Below are 20,759 nucleotides of genomic sequence, written 5' to 3'. Positions count from 1 at the left end.
ATGCCGCCTTTGTCAAACAGCTCAAGGACACCCCCATGAACACCACGCCCAGCGGCCTGCAGTTCGAAGACAGCGTCGTCGGCGACGGCAAGCAGGCCCAGGCCGGCCATGACGTCACCGTGCACTACACCGGCTGGCTCTGGGTCGATGGCGCCCGGACGACCAAGTTCGACTCCAGCCTGGACCGCGGCGACCCCTTCGAGTTCGAGCTCGGCGCCGGCTTGGTCATCCGCGGCTGGGACGAGGGCGTGCAGGGCATGCTGATCGGCGGCAAGCGCACGCTGATCATCCCGGCCCAGCTCGGCTATGGCGCACGCGGCGCCGGCGGCGTCATCCCGCCGAATGCGACGCTGTGCTTCGAGGTCGAGTTGCTCGGCCTGGCCGGCGGCCCCGAGCCCGTCGAGCTGGACCTGCAGACGACGGCCAGCGGCCTGCAGTACGAGGACCGCGTCGTCGGCGAAGGCGCTGAAGGCCTCAAGGGCCAGCGCGTGGCTGTGCACTACACCGGCTGGCTCTACAAGGACGGCATGCGCGGCAAGAAGTTCGACTCCAGCAAGGACCGCGGCCAACCCTTCAAGTTCCGCCTCGGCGGCGGCGAGGTCATCCAGGGTTGGGACGAGGGCGTGCAGGGCATGAAGGTGGGCGGCACGCGCATGCTGGTGCTGCCGCCCGAGCTGGGCTATGGCGCGCATGGCGCCGGCGGCGTGATCCCGCCCAACGCGACGCTGCTGTTCGAAGTCGAGCTGCTGTCGGTCTGACAAGGCCCTGTCACGCGGGGCTGGTTTGATCGGGCATCCTCAACGACGCTCGATCCCCGCCATGTCCGTCGACCAACGCCGCTTCCCCCGCGTCGAGTTCTTCCTGGTGCCTGCCGAGCACGAGCAGTTGCCGGTCTGGGTCATCAAGCCGCAGGGGCTGGCGGAGGCGCGTGGTGGTGTCGTCGTCAACCTCAGCGAGGCCGGCCTGCAGATCCTCGCGGCGGCGGATCCCGAGCTGGATGCCCAGCATTACGAGCTGCGCCTGCTGCTCGGCGAGGACGAGGGCGTGCCGCTGTTCAGCGCGGCCGTGCGCCGCGTCTGGAACCGGCCGCTGAGCCAGCTGGTGCAGCTCGGTGGCTTCGAGTTCGAATCGTCCAACTCCGAGGCCGAGGAATTCCTGCGCACGCAAACCGCGCAGATCACCGCGCGCAAATGGGTGCGCTGCGTGCTGGTGGAGCGGATGACGGCGCTGGCCTGAAGCCAGTTCGGGCGAGCATCCACAAGCTTGCTGAAGACCGGCACGCCAGTGGCCAAGCTAGGTCTTTGCGCGGTCACGAACGGCGACAACACTGGCCGCACCTCCCACCTGCCTCGGAGAACCGTCATGCAACTTCGTCCGAATCTCGCCACCGGCCTGCTGGCCGCCACGCTGCTCGCCGCCCCGGCCGCCGCCTTCGCCTGGGGCGACGCGGGGCATGAGATCGTCGGCACCCTCGCCTACCAGCGCCTGACGCCCAAGGCGAAGAAGGCGGTGGACGCGCTGCTGGCCCAGGACAAGGACGCCCTCACCAAGCCCGACTTCGTCAGCCGCGCGACCTGGGCCGACAAATTCCGCGACTCCGACCGCAACACCACCCACGTGCACTACAACGCCACCCACCAGTGGCATTTCGTCGACATCGAGATCGACGGCGGCACGCTGGACCAGGCCTGCTTCGGCCGCCCGGCGCTGCCCGCGGGCACGCCGGCCAGCCAGGGCCAGGCCGACGCCTGCGTCGTCGACAAGCTGGTGCAGTTCAAACAGGAACTCGCCGACCCGGCGACGCCCACGGCCGAGAAGACGCTGGCGCTGAAGTTCATCATGCATTTCGTCGGCGACATCCACCAGCCGCTGCATTCGTCCGACCATCATGACAAGGGCGGCAACGGCGTCGCCATCGAAGCCCCTCCGTCCAAGGCCCAAGGCAATCTGCATGCCTACTGGGACACCCAGCTGGTCCAGAAGCTCGGCAGCACCGTGCCCGTCGCCGCAGCGGCGGTCGCCAAGCTCATCACGGCGCAGAACGTCGCGCTCTGGTCGAGCGGATCGATCGAGGACTGGGCCGGCGAGTCCAACGCCAGGGCCAAGGACACGGCCTACAACTTCAGCGGCGAGAAGACCTTCGTCGACGACCACGGCGGCGTCGGCGAAGTGCTGGACGCCCAGTACGCCGCCCGCGCCCTGCCCGTGGCCAAGGAGGCCCTCGCCAAGGCCGGTGTGCGTCTGGCCAATCTGCTCAACGAGGCCTTCAAGTAGGCCGCCCGGCGGCCCGGACTCAATCGATGGCCGGATAGTCGCCGAGGCCGTCGGGCCAGGGCGTCAGGATCTCGAAGCCATCCTTGGTCACGGTGACCATGTGCTCCCACTGCGCGGACAGCGAGCGGTCCTTGGTCACCACCGTCCAGCCGTCATTCAGCTCGCGGATGGCGGCGCCGCCGGCGTTGATCATGGGCTCGATCGTGAAGATCATGCCCTCCTGCAGCCTGAGCCCTTCGCCCGGCCGGCCGAAATGGTTCACATGCGGCTCGTCGTGATAGACGTCGCCGATGCCGTGGCCGCCGTACTCGCGCACGACGCTGAAGCCGGCCGCATGCGCGACCTTCTGGATGGCATGGCCCACGTCGCCCAGCGTCGCCCCCGGGCGCACCTGGCGGATGCCAGCGCGCAGCGCCTCGTAGGTCGTCGTCACCAGCCGGCGCGCCAGCACATTGGTCTCGCCGACGATGAACATGCGGCTGCTGTCGCCGAACCAGCCGTCCTTCGTGAGCGTCACGTCGACATTGACGATATCGCCCTTCTTCAGCGTCTTGTCCTTGCTCGGGATGCCGTGGCAGACGACGTGGTTGGGCGAGATGCAGGCCGTCTTCGGAAAGCCGTGGTAGCCGACGTTGGACGGGATGCACTTCAGCGTATTGACGATGTAGTCGCGGCAGAGGTCGTCCAGCGCCTCGGTCGTCACGCCGGGCACCACATGGGGCTTGAGCATGGCCAGCACCTCGGCAATGAGGTGGCCGGCCTCGCGGGCCCTGGCGACTTCCTCGGGGCTGCGCAGCTTGAGGCTCTTCATGCGCGGGCCCCCTTGGCCTTGGCGGGCTGAGCCCAGCCGGCCAGGCGCGCCAGGTCCAGCCCGCCCTCCTGCTCGGCGCGGATCAGCAACTGGCACAGCTCGCTGTGGTTCAGCAGCGGATGCAGCTCGGCCAGCAGGCCGATGCGCATCCAGTGCTCGGCCTGGGCATTGATGGAACGCGACAAGGCCTGGCTGGCGATGCGCAGGCTCTCATGCAACGGATCGGAGATTTTGACGATTCCCATGGCGGGACTATATACGATTCATATACAAACCGTATACAACCACATCAGCCGGCCGACCGCACCACCGCCGCGTCGTAGATGCCCAGGAATTCAGCCGGCATGCGCTTCGGTCTGCCGTCGCTGATCGCAATGCAGACCAACACCCAGCGCCCGCGCACCAGCGTGATGCCGTCGCTGGCGCGGCGCAGTTGGAAGCGCCGCTCCATCGTCAGCCGGCCATCGCTAGCCGTCAGCCAGGTGCCCAGCACCAGGGCCTCGCCCTCGAAGGACGGCAGCAGGTAGTCGTAGTGGCCCTCGCGGATGGCCATCGCGCGGTCCAGGCGCCGGTAGTCGGCCAGCGACAGGCCCAGCGCCTCCGAGTGCGCCCAGCCCGCCTGCTCGCACCACTGCACATAGACCGCGTTGTTGGTGTGGCCCAACCCGTCGATGTGCCCGGCCGCAGGCGAGAGCAACAGCGTGAACGGGGACGGGTGGTCCCAGTCATCCTTCACAGCCAGCCCTCTTGTTCGGCCTTCACGCCGCGCTCGCTCAGCGCATCGCGCAAAGCGACCAGTTCGGGCGGCAGCGCACGCTCGGCAAGGCGGGCAAGCACTTCGAGGTCGTAGCGGCCTAATGGCTGCAGCCCCGGACGGTCCAATCTCTCGGGCTCCATCGCTGTCGCGGTCCAAGGCAAGCCAGCAGCTTTCCAGGGCTGGGCTGCCGACAACGCAATCTCGATACCGGCGGGGTCGGCGTCGGCGCTGATGACGGCCGGAGCCGGTGCGAGTTGGAGCAACCGGGTCATCGCGGCGGCCCAGGCGTGCGTCGGCCTGCCGGCGATCCAGACGAGCGCCACGCCGGGCTCGCAACGCGCAGCTTGCTTCTCGAAGCTGGCGCGACCTTCGATCAGCCACCAGTGCCTGGGCGGCGTGACGTTCTCAAGCGACGCCATCGACGCCACGGGCAGCGTGATGAAGGCCGCCACGCCCATGTCCAGCCGCAGCCCCTGACCCCAGTGCAGGCTGAGCTGGCCGGCAAGCGTCAGCTGCGGTGCAAAGCTGCCGATACCCAGCGCAGGCAGGTCGAAATGACGCTCCAGCCACTGCCATTCGCCATCACCAACGGCCTTGGTGTGGCCCAGCCGCAGCGCAAAGTCGCGGCGCAGGCCGGTCTCGCCATCGGCCACCCAGCCGAGCAGCGCGTCCAGCAGCGCCGCGCGCGCCTCGGCGGCGGCCGTGGCCATGCCCGACTCAGCCAGGGCTTGCGCGGCTTCGCCGACGAGTTCGTTGCCCATCAGGACCTCAAGCCGGGCAGACAAGGCCGCACGCCGGGCATCACGAGCGCTGCGCGTGGGCAGGCCCAGCGCCGCCTGCAGTGCCTCCAGCTCCACCCAGCACAGCAATGCCGGCCGCCATCGGCCTTGCTCGAAAGTCTCCTTGCGGGTGGCCATGCCCTTGGACAACAGCTTGTCGCTCAGCCGGCCGGCCAGGTCGATGCGAGCGGTGCCCGCAGTCTCCAGCAAGGCCTGCCACTTGCGCGTGTCCGCGCTGTCTCGCAGCCAGTCGAGCAGCAAGGCCTTCTCGTCCTCGTCGAGCGGCGCAAGCGAGCCGGGCCAGACCGGCTCGGCAGCGCCGAGATGCCGCCGCGAGCGGTTGGCCGACAGCTCGCGCCAGGCACTCATGCGTACTCGCTGACCTCGGGCCTTCGTGCCAGCACGGCAATGGGTGGCGCCCAGCGTTCACCGCGCGGCTTCTTGCTCGTGATCAGCGTGATCTCGCTGGGCTCGAAGACCTCGACGTTGTGTGTGATCGGCGTGGTGAGCAGGTACTGGGCCCGCGTGCTGCGCAGGAAGTGGCCGACGAGCTGGATGTTGCGCACGTCCAGGTGGGCGAAGGGCTCGTCGATGAAGACGAAGCCGCCGGGCGTCTCGTCGTCCTTCATCAGGCCGACGAGCAGGATCAGGCTCTTGAGCACCTGCTGGCCGCCCGAGGCCTCGCCGTCGTTCAGGCCCACCTCGCCCTTGCCGTCGAAGTTGAACTTCACGTGCAGGCCGGCCTGGGCCAGCACGGTGTCATCGTTGTCCAGATGCGGCAACTGTGCCTCGGCAGCAACACCGGCCAGTTCACCCAGCTCGGCCACGTTCTTCTTGTAGCGGCGCACGGTGGCGCGCAGCACGTCGATGTAGCGCTCGCGGGCGTTGCTCGCGGCCGTGGCGGCCAGCGCGTTACTTGCGCGGCGGTCGCCGAGCTGGGTCTCCTCCTCGCGCACCTGCATCTCCATGCGCAGGTGGCGGTCGATGACGGTGGTGTCGGTCTCCCAGAGGCCGTCCGCGAGCTCGCGGTCGACGCGGTCAGCGCGGAGCTGGGCCTGGCGGGCATTCTCGAAGTCATTGCGCAAGGCTTGCAGCGCGATGGCGGTGGTCCAACGCGGCGGGAATTTGGCGCCAGCCTCGCGGGATTCGCGCGCGGCCTCATGCAAGGCCTTGCGCCGCTCGCCGTGCTCACGTGCCGTGCGGGCCTGGCGTTCCTCGCCGTCCTTCAGTTCCCGCTGCGCACGCTCGTAGTTCTGCTCGTGCACGCCGGAGGCCTTCAGCAGCCGGTCATGCTCGGTCTCCACGCTGGTCATGCGCGTGCTGGCCTCAGCTCGTGCCTGCTTCAACGCCGGCAGCCGCGCGCGCGCCTCGGCGAATTCGTCGGCCCGCTCGGACAGCTCCGCGGCGGCCTTGTGGCCCTGCGCGGCGCGCTGCGCATCCTTCAACTGGCGCTCCACCTCGGCCTGCGCCTTGGCGACACCGGTGAGTTCCTTGTCGATGCGGGCCAGTTCACCCTCCAGCGACGCACGACGCGACGCAACGGCGTTGGCGCCGAACTGATGATCCGACACCGGAATAGCCACGCTGCGGCCGCCCCGGCCGTCGCGGTAGTAGGCGTCTGGCGTGATCCATTCGCCGCCGGTGCCCGAGCCTTCCTCGGTGCTAGCGACGCAGCGGATACCGTCCAGCTGACGGGCCAGCCAGGTCGGCAACGGCGCGCTGACCTTCAGCGCGGCCAGCAGCGAGCCGGGCCGTGCCTGCGGCACCGGCGCCGCGTCGGAGACGACGTAGTGGCGATACTTCTGCTTCGCCGCAATGCCGAAAGCGCGCGCCTCGTCGCTGCGGTGCTTGAGCACGATGACCCAGCGCGAGCCGCGCAGCACGCCCTCGGCGGCAGCGCGCCACTGCTCGTCGGCGATGTCGATGCAGTCGGCCACGACGTGATGGGCAATGCCTGCCTCGTCCAGCGCCTGGCGCAGCGGCCTCACCTCGGCCGGCGGCGGCGGCAGGCGCTTGTCCTTCAGCTCGTTGATCAGGCCCTGCACGTGCAGCAGCTTGTCGTTCCAGCGTGTGTAGTCGCCGCGCAGCCGGTCGCGCTCGGCGGCCAACGCCTGGGTGCGGGCGGCCAGCGCGGCGGCATCGGCTTCCACGTCGGCCAGCGCACGCAACTCGTCCTCGCGCTTCACGGTGGCCTCGACGGGCTTCTCGGCATCGCGCGCCATATCGAACGCGGCGCGGGCCTCGCGCTTCTCACCGTCCAGCTCGGCCAGCCGCTTCTTGGCCGCCTCATGGTCGGCAAACAGCTGATGCAGCCCCGCGCGCTTGGCCGACAACGCCCGCGCGTCGGCGGCAGCGAACAGCCTGGCGCGGTGCAGCTCGCGGCCCTCACGGGCCAGCCGGTCACGCGCCTCGCTCCACTGCATGACGGGCAGCACCTCTGTGGCCAGGCGCTCGCGCTCGGCGATCTTGAGCTGCCACTGCCTGTAGTTGTTGACGCGGTTGGCCAGTTCGCTGAGCTGGGCCTGCGTGCGCGCCAACTCGCCCTCGGCGGTCTGCACCTCCTTGGCCAGCTGCTGCTGGTGGCTGCGCGCCTGCTCGTAGCGGTCCAGTACCTCCTGGTCGCCGAAGACCTCGAAGACCAGGCGCAGTAATTCCTTCGGGCTCAGCTCGCAGAGCCGGTCGGTCTGGCCCTGCTCCAGCGCCAGCACGCGCCCGATGGCGCGGGTGAGGCCGGCTGCCTCCAGGCGCTTGCGCCAGGCCTCGATGCCCAGCCATTCGCGCTCGCCCTTCTCGGCCAGCTTCTCGATATCGACGGCGCCATCCACGATGAGGTAGCGCCGCACCCAGTCACCGCCCTGGCGCTCGATGCGGCAGGCCAACGTGACCTGGTCGGCGTAGATCAACGAGCTGGCGAAGGGCCGGCTGCTGTTCTGTCGGCCGCGCGGGCGGTTGTCCACCAGCGCGCGCAGCCAGGCGGTCTCTGCGTTGGCGTGGCGGGCATAGGTGCGGAAGGTGCGACCGCCCGAGCACTCCAGGCCCAGCAGCGTGCGCAGCGCGTCCAGCAGCGTGGTCTTGCCCGAGCCGTTGGGGCCGGCGATCGTGATGATGTTGCCGTCCAGCGGCAGCGTGACGCGCTGGCAGTAGTCCCAGTGCAGCAGTTCGAGGGTTTGGAGGTGGAACATCAGGCCTCGTCGTCGGCGGGTTCTTCTTGGCGCGCGGCCTGGATGGCGGCCAGCGCCGGCGCGGCGACGGCATCCGTCGCGCGAGCCAGCACGTCGGCCAGCGCGCCGTCGAGGATGCGCGGCGCGAGCTGGTCGTAGTCCAGCAGCAGGTCCAGCAGCGGGCCTTCGGCGATGTCTTCACCGCGCCGCGTGATGAAGCCGTGGCGCTCCAGCGCCTTGAGGTTGCCGTCCAGCCGGACCTTCTTGCCGAGCTGGTCGCCGTAGTCGGCCAGCAGGCTGCGGTAGCTCAGCACCGGCGCCACGCTGGCCGCCGTCGGCAGCGGCTTGTCGGCGGCGAACATCTCGCCTTGGCTGTCGGTGGCAGCGTCGGCCCGGTTGATCTGGCGCTGCCGCTTGGGCAGCACGATGAGGCTCCACAGCACCACCAGCAGCGACACGCCGTCGCGCGGCAGATCCAGATTGTTGTTGGCGCCCAGGCCGGTCTCGCCGAACACGGCGGTCTCGGCAGGACGCAACAGCGCCACCGACACGTGTTCGGCGTAGACGTTGTCCACCAGCCTGAGCCCCACGCCGTCCAGCCGCGCGGTGACGGCTGCCCACAGGTCGGCGTCGATCAGCGCGCGCTTGACCAGCGGGTGGGTGCGGGGCAGCCAGCGCCGGGCCAGCAGTTGGGCCGCCAGGCTGGCGGCGTCGTCGAAGGTGTTCATTCGCCCTGCTCTTTGACAGATTCTTTGGTCAGCTCGCCGCGGCTCATCCAAGCCACGGCCTCGTCATCGACCGGCCCCTGCTCGGCGCTCCATTGCACCCGCCACGGCTGGCGGGCCATGTCGCCGGCGGCGCCTTTCAGGTGATGCGCCTGCGGGTCACCCAGCAAGGGCAGCAGCTGCGCGCGGTAAGCGGCCGAGGCATAACTCCCTCCGAGCACCGCCGGCTCCACGGGCTGGGTGCCCAGGCCCTCCGCCGTCCAGCCGTCCAGCAGCCGCTGCAGCGCACCCAGCTCGGCCGGCAGGCTCAGCACCTCCAGCCGGCCGTCGGGAGCGGCCTGCGCGGCGGGCAAGCCGGCCACGTCGGCGGGCCTGGGGCGGTCGCGCTCGAACTCGGCCTCGGCGCCGTCCACCAGTTCCTGCGCGCCGACCAGCGCTGGCTGCACACCGGTGGACAAGGCCTCGCCCAGCAGGGCCGCCAGGTCGGGCACGCGTTGCAGCCACTGGCGCAGGTCGGTCGTCGTCACGCCGGTGGAGCCCAGCGTCACGCGCTGGCGGTCAGCCTGCTGCAGCGCGCGGTTGAACTGGCTGGCCATGACCAGCAGCCCGGCCTGCGCGCCCGCCAGCTCGCGCGCGAGCCGCTCCAGCCGCGCATGGCCGCTGGCCTGGGCCTGCTCGATGATGGCCTTGACGGCATCGCTGGCCCGCTCCACCAGCGCGATGGCGCGCACGAAGCGCGCGTTGGCACGGCGCAGCTCAAACTCGCTGCCACTGGCCATCGCATCGGCGAACTCCTCGCGCAGGCGCGCCAGCTGGGCCTGCAGCATGTTCAACTGCTGCGGCTCCAGCAGGCCCAGCTGGTGTGCACCCGCCACGCCGGCCAGCAGCGCGGCAAGGTCGTCATCGGGGCCAGTGGTGTCGGCCGTCAGCGGCTGCAGCATGCCGACGATCGACTGCGCCAGCGGCGTGATGGCGTAGGTTTGCGTGGACGCCTCCCAGTGCAGCAGCGCGGCGTCGCGCAGGCGCTTGAGCACGGTCTCCAGCGCGTCCTCGCGCACATGGTGGAAGTGGCGGTTCAGTTCGTCGCGGGTCAACCGGGCGGCTGGCAACGCCATCAGCTCCAGGAACACCCAGACGCGCAGCCGCACCCAGGCCGCCTCGCCGCCGAACAGCGCACGCTGCGCGGCCAGCAAGGCCTCGTGGCGGTCCAGCTGCCACCACAGCAACGAATCCACGGGCGCATCACCATCGCGGAAGAAATCGTCGGCCGAGCGCGGCTCGTCAGGGGCGGGCGTGATGCGAAGGTCGGACATGGGGCGCGGATTATCGTCGGGGCTGTTCAAGCGCTTTGAGCGCTGCCAGCGAGGGGTTTGAACCCCGGTCGGGCGACAAGAGCTCAAACTTGGGCGCATCATGAGACAGCCCACCTTCTTCCTCTCCCACGGCGGCGGCCCCTGGCCCTATATGGATGGCCCCTATCACCAGGCCCACGCCAAGCTGGAAGCCGCATTGCAGGCCCTGCCGGCCACGCTGGTCGAGACGCCCAAGGCCATCCTGATGATCTCGGCCCATTGGGAGGAAGACGCCTTCACGGTGATGACCGCGCCGGCGCCGGGCATGCTCTACGACTACGGCGGCTTCCCGCCCCACACCTACGAGGTGGTCTACCCGGCCCCGGGCGACCCGGCGCTGGCCGAGCGAGTCTTTGCGCTGATCGAGGCCGCCGGCCTGCCCGCCGCGCGCAACGCCGGCCGCGGCTTCGACCACGGCGCTTTCTGCACGCTGGCGCCCATGTACCCCGAGGCGCAGATCCCGGTCGTGCAGCTGTCGCTGAAGCGCGGCCTGGACCCGGCCGAGCACCTGGCCCTGGGCCGGGCGCTCAGCCCCCTGCGCGACGAGGGCGTGCTGATCCTCGGCAGCGGCTTCAGCTTCCACAACATGCGCCTGTACAACGAGGGCGGGCGCGCGCCGTCGGCCGCCTTCGACGCCTGGCTGCAGGCCGCCCTGCCCCCGGCCGAGGGCCGCGCTGAACGGCTGCAGGCCTGGGCCCAGGCACCGGCGGCGCGGCTGGCCCATCCGCGCGAGGAGCATCTGCTGCCGCTGATGGTGGCGGCCGGCGCTGCCGAGGGCGATGCCGGCAGCTGCAACTATCACGAGACCGAGTTCCTCGGCGGCGTGGCGGCGTCCAGCTTCCGCTTCGGCTGAGCGCTCGGGTCAGCTGCGGTAGGACGGGTCGACGCGGTCGAGCTTGCGCAGCAGCGCCGGCCAGACGAAACCGCCGCCCAGGCCTTCGGTCTGGCTGCGGATGGACTCGGCCACGCCGTCGACGATGTGCGACTCGACCTGCACCAGCTCGCTTCCGCCCGACTGGGCGGCCAGCTGGATTTGGCAGGTGGTCTCGAAGACATACATCTGCAGGAAGGCGTCGGCCACGGTCCGGCCCACCGTCAGCAGGCCGTGGTTGCGCAGCATCAGGTAGTTGGCGGTGCCGAGGTCGGCCTCAAGGCGCGGCTTCTCGTCGTCGCGGATGGCGACGCCTTCATAGTCGTGATAGGCCAGCGAGGCCAGCACGAAGGTCGACTGCTGGGAGATCGGCAGGATGCCGTTCTTCTGCGCGCTGACGCCGACGCCGGCCCGCGTATGGGTGTGCAGCACGCAGCCCGCATCCTCGCGCGCCGCATGGATGGCGCTGTGGATGACGAAGCCGGCCCGGTTCACCGGGAACTGCGACTCGGAGAGCTTGTTGCCCGCCTGGTCGACGACGATCAGCGAGGAGGCCGTGATCTCGTCGAACATCAGGCCGTAGGGGTTGATCAGGAAGCGGTGTTCGCCGCCCGGCAGCTTGGCGCTGATGTGGGTGAAGACGAGGTCGGTCCAGCCATACAACGCGATGAGCCGGTAGCAGGCGGCCAGGTCGCAGCGCAGCTGCCATTCTTCGGCACTGACGGCGCCCTTGAGCGAGGGGATGTTCATGGCGGTCCTCCGGCGCTCAGGCGGCAACGGCCTGCTTGGCGATCGCCTGCTTGTAGACTGAGTTGACGGGCCTGGCGAACACGCGGCGCAGCATGGGCTCGAACTCCGACAGCGGCAGCGTCTCGGCCTTGGGGTCGAAGGCCGGCGCATCGTAGAGCTCGCAGAACTCGGCGGTGCGCTCGAAATGCGCATGGCCGGCGAAGCGGTCGCGCATATTCCTGTCCATGCCGATGTGGTGGAAGAAGTAGTAGCCCTGGAAGATGCCGTGGTTCTGGATCATCCAGTGGTTGGCTTCGCTGACAAAGGGCTTGACGATGGCCGCGGCGATGTCCGGGTGGTTGAAGGAACCCAGCGTGTCGCCGATGTCGTGCAACAGCGCGCAGACGACGTACTCCTCGTCGCGGCCGTCGCGCAGCGCCCGCGTGCCGGTCTGCAGCGAGTGGGCGAGGCGGTCAATCGGGAAGCCGCCGTAGTCGCCATCGAGCAGGCGCAGGTGGGCCATGATGCGATCCGGCAGGGCCTTGGCGAACCCCAGGAATTCCTGTCCGATCATCTGCCAGTCCTGTGCAGTGCCGTTCTGCATGCGGGTGAAGCTGGCTTTTGCGTGCATGTCCATGGGCGGGTCCTTTGAGAGCTGGGTGCAAGGGAAGCGAGGTGGATGCTAGGAATGCGCCCCTCGCGCGACTGCCCGAATCCTTACAATTTCGGGTTGACCCTAGACAAGGAGATATCCAATGGGCGGCGGCCACGTCGATCTGCCTGAGCAGTTCAGCGCCGACCCCTGGTTCAGCCGGCTCGATGCCGGCATACGCCGCCTGCTGCTCGATGCCGCCCGGCCCGTCACCCTCGAGCCTGGGGCCTATGCATTCCGCCAGGGCGCCGCGGCCGACGGCATGCTCGGCGTCGTGCACGGCATGCTGAAGGCCTCGACGCTGCGCTCGGACGGCAAGGAGGCCATCCTCGCCGTGCTGGAAGCCGGCAACTGGTTCGGCGAGACCTCCTGCGTGGACCATGAGCCGCGCCGCCACGACGTCATCGCGCTGCTGCCCTGCACGCTGCTGCACATCGGCCAGCGCGAACTCGATGTGCTGCTGCGCGAGGAAGGCGTCGCGCTGGCGCTGCTGCGCCTGCAGTCCATGCACCTGCGCTCCACCTTCGCGCTGATCGAAGACGCCACGCTGCGCTCCACGCGTGCGCGCGTCGCGCGCCGGCTGAGCCGCCTCGCCTGCGGGGACGTGTCACCCGGCAACACGCCGCGCCGGGCCATCACGGCCACGCAGGAGAACCTGGCCATGATGCTGGGCATCACGCGCCAGACCCTGGCCCTGGAGCTGAAGGCGCTGGCGGCCGGCGGCGCCATCTCCGTGGGCTATGGCCGCATCGAGATCGAGTCTGCCGAGCGCCTCAGCGCCTTCGAGCAGGAGCCCTGAGGCCAGATCAGTCTTCGTCCGGCAGCGTGACCACCTGCAACGCCTCGATGTCGGCGGCATTGAGCGGGCCGCCAACACCGCCAGCACCGCCGTAGTTGGCGTTGGACTGCAGATAGCTCATGTTGAAGAAGTCGAGCAGTTCGGCCCGGTAGCGCCCCGCCAGCAGCGTGACCCTCAGCTGGGTCGACAGCCGCTTCGGATGCTGGCCGCCAACGGGTTCGACATGCGGCATCTGCACGACGCCCCGCGCCACCTCGCGGCCCTGCTCGTCGAGCACCCGCAGCAGCTTGACCGCATTGGTCACGCCGGTCTGGGTCTCGTGGGCATGGTTGTCGTAGAGCAGCTCGAAGCCGACGCGCCCGGCTGCCGCGCGGACGAACCCCTCCCCCAGCGCCAGCCGCTGCACCGCGCCGGCGTCCAGGCGCACGGGCTCGCTGAGGTGGGAGCGGTGGCCCGACGCGGCGCCGACGGCCTCGACCGCATAGACATGGGCCACGCCCGGCCGGGCGGAGCGGTCCGTCCAGCGGGTCTGCTGCAGGTCTGCGGCCAGTTGGCGCCCATCGCGGTAAATGTTGAATCGCAGCGCCTCGCGGCTGGCCGGCGCCTCGAAGCGCAGCAGCACGCCACCATCGGCCTCGGCCGCGACCGGCAGCAGCCGCGGCACATCCGGCGCGAACACGCGCGGCTCCTTGCGGTCCAGCGGGTCGACGCTGGCGACCTGCGTGATGCGCATGTCGCCGGCCTCGGCCGCCGCGAAGCTGACCTCGACGCGGTTGGGACCGGAGGACAGCTGCTGCGGCCCGATCACGCCGATCACGACCTTGCCGTTCAGCAAGACCTGCTGGACCGGGTAATGCGCCGGGCCGGCCGTGGCCGCGGGCAGGGGCGGCAGGGCCAGCACGATCTCGACCTGGTGGCCGCGCCAGCGCAGCCCGGACAGGCTGGCCTGCTCGCCATCGCCCAGCGCGCGCCGCGAGGCCGTGGTCAGGAAAGGCGCAATGCGCAGCCCCTCGCTGCCCACCTGCCAGCCGAAGACGCTCTCGGCGACGGCGCTCAGATAGGCGCCCACCGACCAAAGCTGTCGGCGCGAATTGATGACCGGGCCGTCGTCAAAGCGAGGCCGGGCGGTCAGCCATTCGAGGTTCTCCATGTTCGACAGGTTGAGCGCGGCGCCCCGGTACAGCGAGTCGAAGGCATGCCCGGCCACGGCGGTGTTGCCCACCTGGGCCGCGGCGCGCAGCGCATAGGCGGTGACGAAGGGCCAGATCGCCCGGTTGTGATAGACCGGCACACCCGGCTGCTGCGGCGCGATCACCGGCGCGCCGAAGGGCGCGTGCGCATAGCGGGCCAGGGCCTGCGCGGCCCGCTGCGGCGGCGCCACGCCGCTGACCACCGCCAGCGCCGTGCCCAGCAGATCGAACTTGTGCAGCGGAATTGGCCGGGCGTCGTCGCTGGTCAGGCTGGCGTACTGCTGCTCATCCTCGAGCCAGAACGCGCGGTCGATGGCCGCCTGCAGCTGATCCGCCCAGCCGCCGTAGCGCGCCGCCATCGCGGCATCGCCCTCGGCCGCGAACAGCTGGGCCAGCAGGCGCAGTGCCTGGTAGTGCGACACATTGGTCGACAAGGCGCGCGACCCCGCCATGCGCGCCAGGTGGTCGGTGATCCAGGGCGCATAGCTCTGCACGCGCCAGTCAAGGAAGGACTGCTCGCCGCCATACAGCCCTGAGGCGGCGTCGAAGGCGGCGAGCCGGTCGGCCTCGACGGTGCCCTGCAGGGCCGCCCTCGCCCGGGCGGCAAAGGCCTTGCGCTCGTCGCCGTCGAGATTGTCCAGAACGCTGCGCGCGGCCCAGGCCCAGCTGACCCGGTCCGTGCTGACCGGCCAGCTGCCGCCCGAGCCCGTGTCCTGCACGATCTGGGTGCTACCGGCCGGCAGGCCCGGCACGGCGGCCAGGCCCGCCCGCCAGCCGCTGGTCTTGAACAGCAGCGAGGTCGCGCTGCGCTGCGGGTCGAGCCAGGCCAGGCCCAGGTTCGTCGCGTAGGAGACGTCGCGCGTCCAGACGTAGTGCCAGAACTCGCCGGTCTGGAAGCAGCGGCAGGCGATGGGGCGGCCGCCGTTGTAGGCCGCGTCGCGGATCTCGTCGACGCTGTTCAGCCGCGCGTCATCGACGGCCATCGCAAAAAGCGCGTCGAACAGCGCGCTGGGCGAACGGACCTGGGGAGCATCAGCCCGCTCGTCCACCACCCGCTGCTGCGCGGCGCCGTCGCGCTGCGCCTGAGTCGAGCGCAGCATGAAGCTGCGCCCGCCGTCGGGCCGCAGCAGCGTGTCGACCGACACGGTTTCGACGCGGCCATTCGGTTCTGTCGGGTAGGCGGGGAAGGTCTGCTTCATGGAGGCGCTGGGGGCGGCGAGAACGGCCAGGGGCATGAACAGCGCGAGGGCGGCCCGGCGGGCGATGGCTCGGCGCTGTGATGCGGCGCCGGGCGCTGGCGGGTGGTGAGGGGGCATCAAGATAGGTCATTCTCGAAGGCCACCCGTTACATCGCAACTTCAAGCGGCATCGGCCCATCGCCGACACTGACGCTCCACGACCGGACCGCCCATGACCGCTGCCCCCACGCCCATCACGGCCCTGATCCATGCGCTGGCCGCCTGCCACCGCGAAGGCGCAAGGCTGCGCGCCGCCAACTGGGTGCATGCCGTGCGCGACGAGGCGGACGCCTATGCGGTGCAGGACGGCGTGGCCGCGGCCCTGGGCTGGCCGCTGGACCGCTGGAAGTCCGGCGGCGCCGGCACGCAGGGGCCTTTCAGCCATTCGCCGGTGAGCCCGCTCGCCGGCACCGCACTGCTCGGCGTGGAGGCCGAGGTGGCGCTGCGCGTCGACGCGCAAGGCGCCCCCGAAGCCATCTGCATCGCCGTCGAGCTCATCGCCTCGCGCTGGGCCGAAGGCCTGGACGCTCCGGCCCTGCTGCGCATGGCCGACTTCCAATCCAACGGCGGCCTGCTGCTAGGCACCTGGCAGCCCTACGAGGCGCTGGACTGGGCGCAGCTGGAATGGCGCCTGGCCCTGCCCGGCCAGCCGGACATCGTGCGCCGCGGCGGGCATTCGCTGGCCGACCCGGCGGGCGTGCTGCCGGCCTGGCAGCAGCACGCGACGCGCAATGGCGCAAGCCTGCCGGCCGGCGCCGTCGTGACGACCGGCGCCTGGGGCGGCCTGCATTCGCTCGCCGGCGCCGCCCACGGCCGCCTGGGCATCGAGGGCCTGGGCGAGTTCAGCTTCTGAGCAGCGGCGTGAACAGCGCGACAAAGGCCGCGATGTTCAGCACGACGGTCAGCCAGAAGACACGGCGAAAGCGCGGCTTCACGCTCTTGTGGCGCAGCAGGCGCTGGGCCAGCAAGGCGCCGGGCCAGCCACAGGCCAGGGACAGCGCATGCAGCGTGCCCTCCTTCACCCGCCAGTCGCCGCGCGTGGCGGCCCGCTTGTCCAGCGCATAGACGATGAAGCTCGCCATGCTCATGGCCGAGTAGAGGCCCCAGAGCCAGTTCGGCAGCCCCCACAGCAGATACACGGCCAGCACCAGGCCCGCGAAAGCCGGCACCAGCAGCAGCACGCGACCGCCGTCGCGCGGCCGGGGTGCCGGCGGCGCGGCGCGAGGCTGCAGGCTGCGCACGTCGAGCGCGCGGCGCTTGCCCTGGGCATCCTGGCCTTCCCGGTAGCCGAGCCGCTCGCCGACGAAGGGCCGGCCGGGCCGCAGGCCGAAGGCCTTGATGTGGACGAAGAGCTTGGGCGCACCGTCGTCGGGCGAGATGAAGCCATAGCCCTTGGCGTCGTCCCACTGCGCGAGGCTGCCCTTTTTCATCGCGCCTCCGCCAGCTGCAACTTCAGTGCGGCGATGGCATGGCGGACCTTGGCCGGCTGGGCGTCGCGCTGCGGCGTCAGCGCCCAGACGGGCAGCTCGGGCAGGGCCAGCTCGGTGTCCACGCGCAGCAGGCGGCCGGCGGCGACGGCCTCGGCCACGTCCTCGTCGCCCAGCGGCGCCAGGCCGAGGCCGGCTTCGCAGAGTTGCTGCAGCGTCAGCTGGTTGTTGCTGGTGTAGCGCGGCTGCACGCTGAGCTCGCTGCCCGCGAAGCGGCGCGCCTGGTCGGTGCCGTCCTGCAGCAACAGCCAGTCGGCCTGGCGCAGCGCATCCCATGTGGCCGGCACGCCGCGCTGCGCGAGGTAGGCCGGCGCCGCATAGAGGCCGGTATGCAGCGTGCCGATGCGCTGGGCCACCCAGCTGCTGTCCGGCAGGCGGCCGAAGCGGATGGCGAGGTCGATGCGGTGGGCGACGAGGTCGGTGAAGCCGTCCTCCACCTGCAGATGCAGGCGCAGGCCCGGGTGGGCAGCCAGCAGCGGCGCAAGCGCCGGCCCCAACTGGCGGCCGAAACCGACCGCCATCGCGATGCGCAGCTCGCCCTCGGGCGCGTCACGCAGTTGCAGCAACTGGGCCTGGGCGGCCTCGGCGGCGGCCACCATGGCCGCGCAGCCGGCATGGAAGCGCTCGCCGGCCGGCGTCAGGCTGAGCTTGCGCGTGGAGCGGTGCAGCAGCGTGACGCCCATGTCCTTTTCGAGCGCCCTCACCTGCTGGCTGACGGCCGAGGTGCTGGTGCGCAAGACCCGCGCCGCCGCGGCAAAGCTGCCGTGGCGCACGACGGCGGCCAGGACGGCCATGCGTTTGAGCTGGTCGAGCATGAAGTTTTTCTAAACAGTGTTCACAACCAAGGCCGGCTTATCGGTTGATTGTGAAGCAAGAACAATAGCGCCATCGCAACCCAGATGATGGAGAACCTCATGAACATCGCCCTGATCGGCGCCACCGGCTTTGTCGGCAAGGCCCTGCTGGAAGAACTGCTGAGCCGCGGCCACAGCGTGCGCGCGCTGCAGCGCGACGTGGCCAAGCTGCCCGCCCGCACCGGCCTGGAAGCGCGCGCTGTGGACGTGCTGGCCGAGGGCGGCTTTGCGTCCGAGCTCAAGGGCGTGGACGCCATCGTCAGCGCCTACAACGCCGGCTGGGGCAACCCCAATCTGCACGACGACTTCCTGCGCGGCAGCGACGCCATCGCGGCGGCGGCGCGCGATGCCGGCGTGCGCCTGATCGTCGTCGGCGGCGCCGGCAGCCTCTTCATCGCGCCGGGCCAGCAGTTGGTGGATTCGCCGGCCTTCCCGGCCGAATGGAAGCAAGGCGCCCTGGCCGCCCGCGAGGCGCTGAACCGCCTGCGCGCCGACACCACGGCCTTGGACTGGACCTTCGTCTCCCCCGCCATGCACCTGGTGCCCGGTGAGCGCACCGGCAAGTTCCGCCTCGGCGGCGAGGAGCCGGTGTTCGACGCCCAGGGCGAGAGCCACATCACGGTGGCCGACCTGGCCGCGTCCATCGTCAACGAGATCGAGTCGCCGCAGCACCGCCGCGGCCGCTTCACCGCCGGCTACTGATCGCAGCTCAGGAAACGGGCCTCGGCGCCAAAGCTCGCGAGCTTGGCGACGAGGCCTTTTGACATCTCAGCCGCCTCGACAAAGCCCCGGCGCTGCCAGTAGGGCACCGAGCCCTGCACGGCCACCAGGCCGATACGCGCCAGGCCCAGCGCCTGCGCGCGTTCGCGCAGCCGCGCCAGCAGGCGCGCGGCCAGGCCCAGCGAGCGCGCCTCGGGGGCGACGGCCATGTCGTGCAGATAGAGCAGCGTCGGCTTCGCCGGGCGCTCGCAGCGCGGCGCGTCCAGCGCCGGCAGCGTGGCCTCGCAGACGGGCAGGCTGACAACATAGGCCAGCGGCTCGCCCTCCCGGGCGACCATCCAGCAGCAGCCCAGGCCTTCGGTCGCCGCCAGCTTGGCGGCGAAGGCCTCGCGACGCTCCAAAAAACCGACGCCGTAGCAGCGCTGTTGCAGCGCCAGTACGGCGTCGAGATCGTCAGGAGTCATCGCGTGGAGGGCCACGCGACGCATGCCTGATCAGCGGCCGAAGCCACCCTTGCGCGGGCCGGCCGGGCCGCGGCGCTCGCCGCCGAAGGACGGACGATCACCACCGCCGAAGGCAGGCTTGGCACCGAAGGCCGGCTTGCCGCCGCCGTGGAAGGGGCGGTCGCCGCGCGGCTGGAAGCCACGGTCGTCACGGGGCTGGAAGCCACGCTCTTCACGCGGCTGGAAGCCGTTGTTGTCCTGGCGCGGCTGGAAGCCACGGCCTTCGCCACGCGGGGCGAAACCGCGGTCTTCACGCGGCGCGAAGCCACGCTCGTCGCCACGCGGCTGGAAGCCGTCCTGGCGCGGCGCGAAGCCACGGTCCTGGCCGAAGGGCTTGCCGCCACCGTGGAAGGGGCGGCCGCCGTCTTCGCGGCGGAAGCTCTTGTTGCCAAAGCCCGGGCGGCCGCCGCCGAAGTGGCCACGCGGGCCACGATCGTCGAAGGAACCGGCGGGGCGCGGCGGGAAGATGCGCGGCTCCTGGGTCTTGGGCTCCAGGCCGGCGATGTGCTGCACCGGAATGGTCTGCGTCGTGAACTGCTGGATGCGGCGAATCATCGACACGTCATCGCGCAGGCCGAGCGTGATCGCCAGGCCCTGGCGTCCGGCGCGGCCGGTGCGGCCGATGCGGTGCACATAGTCCTCGGCCTTCATCGGCAGGCCGTAGTTGATGACGTGGCTGATGGTGGGCACGTCGATGCCGCGGGCGGCGACGTCAGTGGCCACCAGCACCTTCAGGTCACCGCGGCGCAGGCCCATCAGCACGCGGTTGCGCTTGCCTTGCGGCATGGCGCCGTGCAGCGGTGCCACGGCGTGGCCGATCTCGGCCAGGCGCTCGGCCAGCCAGTCGGCATCGCGCTGCGTGCTGGTGAAGACGACGGCCTGGTCCAGCTCCGGCTGGGCCAGGATGGCTTCCAGCAGCTGGTCCTTGTGGTGGGGGTTGTCGGCCCAGTGCAGGCGCTGCTCGATGTTCTCGTGCGTGTCGGTGTGCGAGGCCACCTCGATGCGCTGCGGGTCCTTCAGCAGCTGCTGCGCCAGGCGGCCGACATGGCCGGCGAAGGTGGCGCTGAACATCACCGTCTGCTTGGTGTCGGGCGTGTGGCTGGTCACGACGTTGATGTCGTCGATGAAGCCCATATCCAGCATGCGGTCGGCCTCGTCCAGCACCAGCATCTCGACATTGCCCAGCACGCACTTGCCGCTGGCCAGGTGGTCCAGCAGGCGGCCGGGGGTGGCGATCAGGATGTCCAGCGGGCCGGTCAGCTGGCGGATCTGCAGCGGATAGGGCATGCCGCCCAGCACCGTCGCGACCTTCAGGCCGGGGACGTGGCGGCCATAGGTCTGGGCCGCCTTGCTGACCTGCATGGCCAGCTCGCGGGTCGGCGCCAGCACCAGCACGCGCGGGCCGTAGATGACGCCCTTCTCGCGGCGCTTGGTGTTGTCGCCGCGGGCGGCGAGGATCTTCTCCAGCGCCGGCAGGATGAAGGCGGCGGTCTTGCCCGAGCCGGTGCGCGACGAGACCATCAGGTCCTTGTTCGCGATGGCTGCGGGAATGGCTTGGGCCTGCACGTCGGTGGCGTTCTCGTAGCCGGAATCCTTCACGGCTTGCAGCACGGCGGGGCTCAGGCCCAGGGTCTCGAAACTCATCTTCGTTCTTTCATTCACATTCACGCCGCACAGGCAAAGGCGCGGCGCCGAGGGGCGTCGAGCCCTTCGGAATCATCAAAAGTCGCTGGGAGATAGATCAGCTCGCGTCGTGCGGCTCGGGCTAGTTACAGCAGCCCGGGTGCGGCGCGGGGGAACAGTCAGTCAAAGCGACGGCTTCATCGCCGCCGACCGATCCGTGTTCGGAGTTTGATG

Annotated in this window: 21 protein-coding genes and 1 pseudogene; 8 read left to right on the top strand and 14 right to left on the bottom strand. The window is 70.3% G+C overall.

All coding sequences use genetic code 11. The annotated features are described in order from the left end of the window. Positions 1-35: 35 nt before the first annotated feature. From EV671_RS27210 to EV671_RS04875, 4 genes and pseudogenes are all read left to right on the top strand, one after another. Positions 36-380: pseudogene (locus EV671_RS27210) on the top strand (FKBP-type peptidyl-prolyl cis-trans isomerase); the annotation flags it as partial. A 30-nt stretch (positions 381-410) separates the two neighbouring features. Next, the gene (locus EV671_RS27205; protein ID WP_415840364.1) at positions 411-758 is read left to right on the top strand and encodes an FKBP-type peptidyl-prolyl cis-trans isomerase; all 348 of its coding nucleotides are present in this window, start codon (positions 411-413) and stop codon (positions 756-758) included. A gap of 61 nt (positions 759-819) precedes the next feature. After that, a complete protein-coding gene (locus EV671_RS04880) occupies positions 820-1,236 on the top strand; it encodes a PilZ domain-containing protein (protein WP_132570174.1) in 417 nt (138 codons plus the stop codon). Positions 1,237-1,362: 126 nt separating this feature from the next. Further along, a complete protein-coding gene (locus EV671_RS04875; RefSeq protein ID WP_132570173.1) occupies positions 1,363-2,274 on the top strand; it encodes a S1/P1 nuclease in 912 nt (303 codons plus the stop codon). 19 nt (positions 2,275-2,293) lie between these two features. On the opposite strand, the gene map is transcribed toward EV671_RS04875, so the two are convergent. From map to EV671_RS04840, 7 genes are read right to left on the bottom strand one after another with little or no spacing between them, the layout of a single operon-like run. After that, positions 2,294-3,085, bottom strand: coding sequence for a type I methionyl aminopeptidase (gene map, locus EV671_RS04870; protein ID WP_132570172.1), 792 nt, complete (start codon positions 3,083-3,085; stop codon positions 2,294-2,296). Further along, positions 3,082-3,330 (bottom strand): ParD-like family protein, encoded by a 249-nt coding sequence (locus EV671_RS04865; RefSeq protein ID WP_132570171.1) that lies wholly within the window; start codon positions 3,328-3,330, stop codon positions 3,082-3,084. The genes map and EV671_RS04865 overlap by 4 nt, the downstream gene beginning before the upstream one ends. Before the next feature lie 44 nt (positions 3,331-3,374). Beyond that, positions 3,375-3,821 (bottom strand): acyl-CoA thioesterase, encoded by a 447-nt coding sequence (locus EV671_RS04860; protein ID WP_207911092.1) that lies wholly within the window; start codon positions 3,819-3,821, stop codon positions 3,375-3,377. Further along, positions 3,818-4,990: a hypothetical protein gene (locus EV671_RS04855; RefSeq protein ID WP_132570170.1), complete on the bottom strand. Its 1,173-nt coding sequence runs from the start codon at positions 4,988-4,990 to the stop codon at positions 3,818-3,820. The genes EV671_RS04860 and EV671_RS04855 overlap by 4 nt, the downstream gene beginning before the upstream one ends. After that, complete coding sequence (locus EV671_RS04850) at positions 4,987-7,803, bottom strand: ATP-binding protein (protein WP_132570169.1); 2,817 nt, start codon at positions 7,801-7,803, stop codon at positions 4,987-4,989. Before EV671_RS04850 ends, EV671_RS04855 begins: the two co-directional genes overlap by 4 nt. Next, entirely contained in the window at positions 7,803-8,510 is a 708-nt protein-coding gene (locus EV671_RS04845; RefSeq protein ID WP_132570168.1) for a hypothetical protein, read from the bottom strand. The genes EV671_RS04850 and EV671_RS04845 overlap by 1 nt, the downstream gene beginning before the upstream one ends. Next, entirely contained in the window at positions 8,507-9,820 is a 1,314-nt protein-coding gene (locus EV671_RS04840; RefSeq protein WP_132570167.1) for a hypothetical protein, read from the bottom strand. The genes EV671_RS04845 and EV671_RS04840 overlap by 4 nt, the downstream gene beginning before the upstream one ends. Before the next feature lie 100 nt (positions 9,821-9,920). On the opposite strand from EV671_RS04840, the gene EV671_RS04835 reads away from it, so the two are divergent. Further along, positions 9,921-10,712, top strand: a complete 792-nt coding sequence (locus tag EV671_RS04835) for a DODA-type extradiol aromatic ring-opening family dioxygenase (protein WP_132570166.1) — start codon at positions 9,921-9,923, stop codon at positions 10,710-10,712. Positions 10,713-10,721: 9 nt separating this feature from the next. On the opposite strand, the gene EV671_RS04830 is transcribed toward EV671_RS04835, so the two are convergent. Together EV671_RS04830 and EV671_RS04825 are read right to left on the bottom strand one after the other, a co-directional pair. Further along, on the bottom strand, positions 10,722-11,480 hold the full coding sequence (locus tag EV671_RS04830; RefSeq protein ID WP_132570165.1) for a class II aldolase/adducin family protein: 759 nt from the start codon (positions 11,478-11,480) through the stop codon (positions 10,722-10,724). Positions 11,481-11,496: 16 nt separating this feature from the next. Continuing rightward, positions 11,497-12,090, bottom strand: a complete 594-nt coding sequence (locus tag EV671_RS04825; RefSeq protein WP_132570334.1) for an HD domain-containing protein — start codon at positions 12,088-12,090, stop codon at positions 11,497-11,499. A gap of 124 nt (positions 12,091-12,214) precedes the next feature. Here EV671_RS04825 and EV671_RS04820 point away from each other — a divergent pair, with 124 nt between their 5' ends. After that, complete coding sequence (locus EV671_RS04820) at positions 12,215-12,910, top strand: Crp/Fnr family transcriptional regulator (RefSeq protein ID WP_132570164.1); 696 nt, start codon at positions 12,215-12,217, stop codon at positions 12,908-12,910. A 7-nt stretch (positions 12,911-12,917) separates the two neighbouring features. On the opposite strand, the gene EV671_RS04815 is transcribed toward EV671_RS04820, so the two are convergent. Continuing rightward, positions 12,918-15,335, bottom strand: a complete 2,418-nt coding sequence (locus EV671_RS04815; RefSeq protein ID WP_132570163.1) for an MGH1-like glycoside hydrolase domain-containing protein — start codon at positions 15,333-15,335, stop codon at positions 12,918-12,920. Positions 15,336-15,510: 175 nt separating this feature from the next. Here EV671_RS04815 and EV671_RS04810 point away from each other — a divergent pair, with 175 nt between their 5' ends. Continuing rightward, entirely contained in the window at positions 15,511-16,191 is a 681-nt protein-coding gene (locus tag EV671_RS04810) for a 2-keto-4-pentenoate hydratase (protein ID WP_132570162.1), read from the top strand. Here the strand turns inward: EV671_RS04810 and EV671_RS04805 are convergent. Further along, positions 16,181-16,768, bottom strand: a complete 588-nt coding sequence (locus tag EV671_RS04805) for a cold shock and DUF1294 domain-containing protein (RefSeq protein ID WP_132570161.1) — start codon at positions 16,766-16,768, stop codon at positions 16,181-16,183. The genes EV671_RS04810 and EV671_RS04805 overlap by 11 nt on opposite strands. Beyond that, entirely contained in the window at positions 16,765-17,640 is an 876-nt protein-coding gene (locus tag EV671_RS04800) for a LysR family transcriptional regulator (protein WP_132570160.1), read from the bottom strand. The genes EV671_RS04805 and EV671_RS04800 overlap by 4 nt, the downstream gene beginning before the upstream one ends. Before the next feature lie 99 nt (positions 17,641-17,739). Here EV671_RS04800 and EV671_RS04795 point away from each other — a divergent pair, with 99 nt between their 5' ends. Further along, positions 17,740-18,381, top strand: a complete 642-nt coding sequence (locus EV671_RS04795) for an NAD(P)-dependent oxidoreductase (protein WP_132570159.1) — start codon at positions 17,740-17,742, stop codon at positions 18,379-18,381. Here the strand turns inward: EV671_RS04795 and EV671_RS04790 are convergent. Both EV671_RS04790 and EV671_RS04785 read right to left on the bottom strand, forming a co-directional pair. Beyond that, positions 18,375-18,863 (bottom strand): GNAT family N-acetyltransferase, encoded by a 489-nt coding sequence (locus EV671_RS04790; protein ID WP_165917474.1) that lies wholly within the window; start codon positions 18,861-18,863, stop codon positions 18,375-18,377. The genes EV671_RS04795 and EV671_RS04790 overlap by 7 nt on opposite strands. Before the next feature lie 30 nt (positions 18,864-18,893). Further along, on the bottom strand, positions 18,894-20,546 hold the full coding sequence (locus tag EV671_RS04785) for a DEAD/DEAH box helicase (RefSeq protein WP_132570157.1): 1,653 nt from the start codon (positions 20,544-20,546) through the stop codon (positions 18,894-18,896). Positions 20,547-20,759: the final 213 nt, after the last annotated feature.

The organism is Roseateles saccharophilus, assembly GCF_004342485.1.
In the GTDB taxonomy this organism is placed as follows: Bacteria; Pseudomonadota; Gammaproteobacteria; order Burkholderiales; family Burkholderiaceae_C; genus Pelomonas; species Pelomonas saccharophila.
Note: the sequence above shows the minus strand (reverse complement) of the source record. Positions and strands in the feature narration are given on the sequence as shown.